Raw genomic sequence first — 6,744 nt, 5'->3', positions numbered from 1 at the left:
AGGGTCATCTGGTGATACAGATGGTTCACTCTTCGCGGTGAACAGCGCTTCATACGACTTCAGGTCGCACGGACAGAAGTGAGTTAGAAATTTAGGTCTAGTTCAGAGGGTATGGATTAGTAGATGTATGGCCAAAGGCCAGACATGACCCTATTGACTCCTATAATGCAGTATGGTGTTTCAGTAAGTACAGTGAAGACCTGCAATCTAGAGCGAATCATACTGAATTATGTATGGTTTTTATGTGTACCTGTGCATTATTCAATTCACTTACTCCAAGCTAGCCTACTACTGAGCGACTTGGCATATATCTTTAAAAGCATTAATCAGCTCTACTTCGTCTAGAAAGTGGCCTTGTGCAAATCCCCTCATCAGTTGCGTGATTCTGGAAGCATAACGCTCTGATTGTTTGTGGTGATAACGAGATCTCGCATATTTCCTGATTAAATAAACACAAAATAGCGCAAGTCTATGTTCTGCTGTTTTCCCATCTAGTTCTTGAATAGCTATTTGGCAGCAATGGTAAAATACGTGATCTGTGTATCTGAGGTTTGTTCCATTCGATACGAAACTACCTCCAAATAAGTGTCCCCCCTCAAACTCTCGAGCGGTAACTATTCCAGCAATATCAGTAATAAACTTTAGTGTTTGATTAGATTCTCTTATGTGCCCTTTCACACCGTACTTTCTTAAAAATTTTGCCACCAACTTAATATCATCCTGACTATTTGACAGACATAACCAAGCAACATCATCATACAGAATTGGACAAGGCGTCCCCGCGAATAGATTAAGTACTATTGTCTGCTTACGCTTCGTTTTCGAAATAGCATTGATGAGAGACATTGTAACTTTGTACATGTTGCAGGCATTCGTACCCAACGCCGATGCCAAGCCACTTACATGTTGGTCTACGCTCAGTAATGGAATATTATTTCCAATGGACATTTGTAAAGTTGTATAAACAGAAAAATCAAAAGCATCTTTAATACTGACAAGAGTCTCTGGTGTGTCTGCAACAGCTAGGTGTTCAGTGCTGCACGCCTCCAAGACTTGTTCTAGGTTCGATATAAAAACTCCAGCATCTCTCTTCAGATCCTCCGAGCTACACAGTTTCCCACCAACTGAATTGAAGTTTAATGTCAAATAATCTTCGCGTGAGTGCTGATGAAGCCAACCTTTTAATGTTGCTTTGGATTCCTGAGTCAGAACAAATTCGATTTCAGATGCCGCAAAGACCTCACCTACACCTATTAAGGCAAAATAAACAGCTGTATAGATATCTATGATAACTTTATTAACTTCAACACCTTGATTAAACAAACCAGTATTCTCACAAATGGTTGGATTTGTAAGCGCAGCCAAAGCCCCTTTAACTGGATCGCTTGAGTGTAAGCGATGGCCTTTCATCATCAAAGGGATTTTAGAACTACTCAATACGTCTTCACTGGGTTTGTGCTTATCAAACCGTTGAGTAAACCTTTCTAAAGTCGCTAAAATTTCAGCTGGATTCTCTGGCATCTTGATTGGCCAAATAGGATCTGTGCCATCGTTGTTTTTAATACGGATATCGAGAGCAAGCTGGAAAGCGGCAGTATAAGGACCCATGCGACCTAAGAGTGTGTATTCAAACTGCTGATATTCTACCGACTCTCCGACTTGTAGGTCTTTCAAAACCAGACCTAAGCCAGATTGAGTACTTAAAAGATCTGGGTATTTACTCGGCGAATCCGTGTTAACGAGCAACCTTTTCTGTTCATTAAAACCATCCGTATAAACAACACCATCACCACATAACTCTGGTGTAAATGGATTAGTCTCCGTTTGGTTATGCTGCAACTGAATTGCATTGAAATGTAAAGACGTCAACGGGATTGCCACTTCAATGGGACTCTGTACAAACCAGTCCACCATAATTCTTTCGGCTAGATAAGGATTGATAAACATAGCAATCTCATCAACTAACAATTGCTTTTCTATTCCATATTGCCGAAAAACCGCTTCAGGGATACCAAAAACAATTTGTTTCCGCTCAGCCAGTGAGACACCTAAAGCACGGGCAATAGCCAGTCGCAAGAACCATGAGTAGGCAAACGTTGAGTCCAGCTCTAAGGCCCGTTTAGCTGCGGTCAGAGCATCACTCAGATTACCAATCCTCTGATTCAGACATGCTTGCATGTGCCACAACTCTAAAGGTTTACTAGCATCATGAATTGCATCTAAGCGGAATTTTAGATCTTGATACTTTTCACTAGCCATTAGAGCGTTGAGGTAGGAAATATAAATTGGTGACAACCAAGGTTTAGGTGGGAGTAAAGGTTCGATAATCTTTGCAGCACTAACAGGAAGGCTTAACAATTGCAACGCTTCACTAAGTTCAAAGAGAATAAAAGGATTTATTTGTCGGTATTCTTCATTATTTTCTTCGAGAAATGTCAATACATCTTGTCGAATTTGTTCAGTTAGCATCCTGTCCTTCGGGTCACAGAGTTTCGTCCGAAAGTAAAGCTCAAAATACTCGTCCAAATAGTCTTTACTAGTTCGAATTAGCCCACCACGCTCAAACCAAACACTTACTTCTCGCAACATTATCTTGCCCGAAGATAAGGCCTGGATAAGCTTGTAGCACTTCGTTTCATCTAGCTTATTCTCGGCAGGTAGAAAAACTTCACCGACTATGTGATTTTTTTCATATTCAAGATCGGCACTGATTAACCCGTGAAACTCTGGGGATATTTCCTCTAACAAAGAAAGATGTTCTTTTGTCATAACCAGTAACTGGTTAACACAGTTACTGGTTAGCTGTAAAAGGTGCATTAGTATGGCGAGATGTCTTTTATCCACCTCATTGCTATTCGGTAACATTGCTGAAGTTAGGTATTTCACTATACTCATCACTCTCTCTTTATCTGGTTCATCTAACCAGATAAAATGAATACCGTTGAATTGAGTCAAAATTCTACAACTATCAACTAAGTTGACTAAAACTAGCGAATTCTGCGAAGGGTATTGTTCGTTCAGGAGCGATGCTATTTGCAAAGCCAGTTGATAATCCTTTTGTCTGTATGCACCCCTCACCATTCCAGTCAGTTCTTGTTCTGTAAGGTAGTGCTTTTTACTACTTTCAAATGCTGAGCTGATTTCTTCGATTGTGGCGAGCGTCTCATAAAAGCTTTCCTGCACATTAAGGTTGCAGTGGTTCGCGTCGAGATAAAACTGTCTAGCGGTAGTTGGGCTTTGTTCTGCTTCCAGATGAATTAGAATTGAAATAACAAGATCATAGGCATAAGTCTCAGGTTTTAAATTTCGGAGAAGCGATAGCAGAGTACTTTTTTGTTGCCGTTTTCCCTTATTGAATATGGCTAGTTTAGTTTCAAGTGTTGTTAAAAATGCTGCACTGTCGTTAGTCAGTGAACCAAGGCTTTTTAACACCGTGATTTTTTTGCTAGCCTGCTCCAATTCTCTGTTTCGAATATCATGCAGTAAGCTTTCGGACGCTAATTCCAACTGGTCGGGAGCTATACCTTGGGATCTAACGGACATGTCTCTTAGCAATGTCACAACAGTGTTATTGAAATATTCTTGTTGACCAGAGCAAGTTGTAACGAGACGGTCTGAGAGCTGAGAGATTAGCTGTGAAGCTTCAGCTTCGGAAATGGTGAAAAAGGGTTGAGGTAAGTTGATGTTCCCCCTTACTTGTTCCCACTGCTCCATTAGAGCATTATGCCAATCTTGTCTTTCAGGAATTGTCGTTCTCTGCAACTTATTACGAAGAACACTCAGTGCAGGTATGGAAGATGTGCCATCAAGTTGTAACACATCAGGAAACAAGGCTTCTGAGCTTGCAAGGCTCGCGTCGTATGGTAGCTCATTTGCCCATGCCTCTATGGTTGTTCTAAGTTCCTTCAAAAGTTTATTGCCACCAAAAACATTTCTGATTTGATCTGCTATTTTGTTTGCTGCGTATCCAAATAGCCAGCTTTCGAATGGTGACATATACTCAGTTCCTATCAAATAATCATATTTAGCTAGTCATCAATCATATACTTATTTAGTTGAAATTAAAGCTATTTAAGTTGAAGTGCAAGAACGTTTGCCATGCTTATTTGGTGGTCAACGTAGAAGTGAACCAGTAAATATTTGGGTCCTTAAGAAAGAGGTAGTCCTCCACATTAACTCAGGTATTACAAACCCATGTTAATAGGCTATGAGTAATTGATATCTCTAACTCGTAATGGGCATTAGCTTGTTAGCTTGTTAACTCTTTACCTCATCCACACTATGTACCAAATAACGCTTAACAGCCCCCTTAGCAGACATGACGCGTTTAACCTCTAGTTGAATTTTACCACCGTCGCCGTTCTGAGCATGATACATAGACCAAGGAAACCATTGCTTCTGATTTGAGGTCACACAATCTTGAAGCTTAAATGACACGGTTTTCTCAAGGTTATCGTCATAGAACCGACCAAACCCAGACAAAATATTAAACCTAGTAACATTTCCTGTAATGCCAGTGATTAAATTAGTTTCCGTTGATAACGACACACTTTTAAGTGTGTTTTGGTCTAGGGTTACAACATCGCCAACTTTTGTTCGTACGATTGAAATTGTCATATCTTCATTTTGTTTTATCGGACGATGAGCTTGCTCCAAAGGTATTTCTAAAGCTTCTTCCATTTCGCCAATAAACGGTTCAACACGATCACGTAGCTTTCTTACTTGGGGTGTAGATGGCTCATATGATTTATCTAAAGTTTGAGACCAAGTCCATTTTATAAGATCGTAAAACACATTAGCTACAACGCTAGCACCAATAGACAGCGCAACTTTTTCTTCAATAGCTAAGGTCAGCAGTTCCTCGAAACTACCTTTTCTTGAAGGGTTGATATATAACTTAGCCCCTTCAATTCTGTTACCTTTTTTCTTGATCTCACCGTCATTTAACATTGCGTGTGTAGTAATCGAAAGAGCCTTTGCGAATCCTTGGAGCGATGTAGATGCGTCATACATATCTAGTCGCCCATCATTAGCATCACCTTTACGATAGGAAATTTTAAATTTTATTTCTTTCATTTTTATCTACCAACTGATGTAAATATTATCGCCTGAGAGCTAAAGGCCTTGTTAGTTGTATTTTATAGAAAATGTAAGATTAACCGTCCAATTGAGTTCACTAGATCTCGGCTGTAACTTGCTAACCACTTATTTGACTCATTATCAAAATGTGAATCACTAAAACCATTTCTTGAATTTCCGATGGCACTTGTAAGCGTTGATATACTAGTAACCATATTCTGAGGAAATGGCCCAATGGCATTCAATTTTGCAGTAATGTCATCTCGCACAACTTTTGATAAAGGAATCAATTCACTCAGCTGAGAACTTTGCGGTAAATGCTTATGTACATAAGCTTTATATAAGCCCTCTAGACATGTGTACGATAGTGTCATCGAATGATTATAATTATGCTGATCAATAGCATTATCTATTTTTCTTATTAGTGTATTTAGCTTTTCTGAATTCCAGTTATCTTGAGGTATCACCGCTTGTGGAACCGGATTACCAGAACCAAATAAATATGATTTAAGTTCATCTGTTTCAGTAGGAAAATGAGGGGAAATAATATCTATAAAGGTTCTAAAAACTTCTAATCGGATAGAGTCATCTAAACCTTTTAAAATATCCCAATAAAAGTCTTTTCTGGAGGTACTGAGGCCTCGATTACTTCTTTCTTTGATATAAAGAGAATAACCTGGCTGACCTTGGTCATATTGTTGAATGACCTTAATAAAGTCACCACCACTATGGTATGCGGGTGTACCACTTTTATCTAAAAGTAAAAAAAGCCGACTAAATGCGGCGAGCCAATTCACGGTGATATATCCTTATACAACTAACTGCTTATTCAATAGCAGCACGATTACATTCTTGGTTGCTTAATTATCACTCCAAAGATACCACTGCTAAGTCTTTGTTGTAAATAGAATAATTTCAGGAAACTAGTGGCAAATGCACAAAATACGGTCGGAGAAAGAATGCGTCTATGCTTACGAGGTTTATGTATCGCTTTTTAACATTTTGCAGTAGTTTGATATGTATAGGTTTTATTAAATATTACAAAATTATCGATGCGTAGAAAGCGAATTTTACGCATCTTTTTAAGCCCAAATCATCTCAATTTGTTGCAAATCCGTTATACCACTATCTTCTCCGACGAGCTATAGGGCAATCAGTCTTTGGGGCGATGAGTCAAACGGTCAAAATAGATTAGAAAAAGTCAGGCTATGTTGACTGGTTCAGGATCGCCTAGTTGTTCCAACCAACACGTTTTGGGGCAAAAATGAGTCAAATCAGATGGGGTAATGCTTGTCTTCATAAGCTTCGACAAATGAGATCAGCTTTTCAAGCTCTTTACCTTCCAGAGTCCCAGGCTCTGAATCGAATATAGATTCAATTCTTTTCAATGCAGCTTTGTACTGAACTTCTGAAAGCTCAATACCCAGTTTATAATCATCTGCTGTGTAAGAGGGAGTGCCCTGAACCTGTTCTTTTTCTGGCGACAACTTTTTTTTACTCATTTACCGTTTCTCGACTAAAAAATACATTAGGTAATGTGTAGCATAGTGAGTTGCTAGCCATAATGTAAGGCATGGCTTGAAACACATAATGGTCGGATAGGCGACACCTGTTACCAAGTGCCGCCCTCCTAAGAACCGTACGTGCAACTTTCACTGCATACGG

General features: G+C 39.3%; 4 protein-coding genes. All 4 read right to left on the bottom strand.

Annotation, left to right across the window (positions count from 1 at the left end; genetic code table 11):
- Positions 1–288 precede the first annotated feature (288 nt).
- The 4 genes from AAEZ00_RS20285 to AAEZ00_RS20270 all read right to left on the bottom strand — a co-directional run bounded on the left by AAEZ00_RS20285 (position 289) and on the right by AAEZ00_RS20270 (position 6,581).
- Positions 289–3,996 (bottom strand): PIN domain-containing protein, encoded by a 3,708-nt coding sequence (locus tag AAEZ00_RS20285; RefSeq protein ID WP_351089673.1) that lies wholly within the window; start codon positions 3,994–3,996, stop codon positions 289–291.
- A gap of 261 nt (positions 3,997–4,257) precedes the next feature.
- Positions 4,258–5,076 carry a DUF7946 domain-containing protein gene (locus tag AAEZ00_RS20280; protein WP_351089671.1) on the bottom strand — a complete coding sequence of 273 codons (819 nt, stop codon included), beginning with the start codon at positions 5,074–5,076 and terminating at the stop codon, positions 4,258–4,260.
- A gap of 62 nt (positions 5,077–5,138) precedes the next feature.
- A complete protein-coding gene (locus AAEZ00_RS20275) occupies positions 5,139–5,876 on the bottom strand; it encodes a hypothetical protein (RefSeq protein ID WP_351089669.1) in 738 nt (245 codons plus the stop codon).
- 477 nt (positions 5,877–6,353) lie between these two features.
- Entirely contained in the window at positions 6,354–6,581 is a 228-nt protein-coding gene (locus AAEZ00_RS20270; RefSeq protein ID WP_351089667.1) for a hypothetical protein, read from the bottom strand.
- Between the last annotated feature and the right edge of the window lie 163 nt (positions 6,582–6,744).

Origin of the sequence: Shewanella sp. S1-49-MNA-CIBAN-0167, from assembly GCF_040310145.1 — a bacterium.
In the GTDB taxonomy this organism is placed as follows: Bacteria; Pseudomonadota; Gammaproteobacteria; order Enterobacterales; family Shewanellaceae; genus Shewanella; species Shewanella psychromarinicola.
Note: the sequence above shows the minus strand (reverse complement) of the source record. Positions and strands in the feature narration are given on the sequence as shown.

Coding starts and splice junctions, on each gene's coding strand:
- AAEZ00_RS20285 (WP_351089673.1), bottom strand. CDS start 3,996: ATGTCACCATTCGAAAGCTGGCTATTTGGATACGCAGCAAACAAAATA.
- AAEZ00_RS20280 (WP_351089671.1), bottom strand. CDS start 5,076: ATGAAAGAAATAAAATTTAAAATTTCCTATCGTAAAGGTGATGCTAAT.
- AAEZ00_RS20270 (WP_351089667.1), bottom strand. CDS start 6,581: ATGAGTAAAAAAAAGTTGTCGCCAGAAAAAGAACAGGTTCAGGGCACT.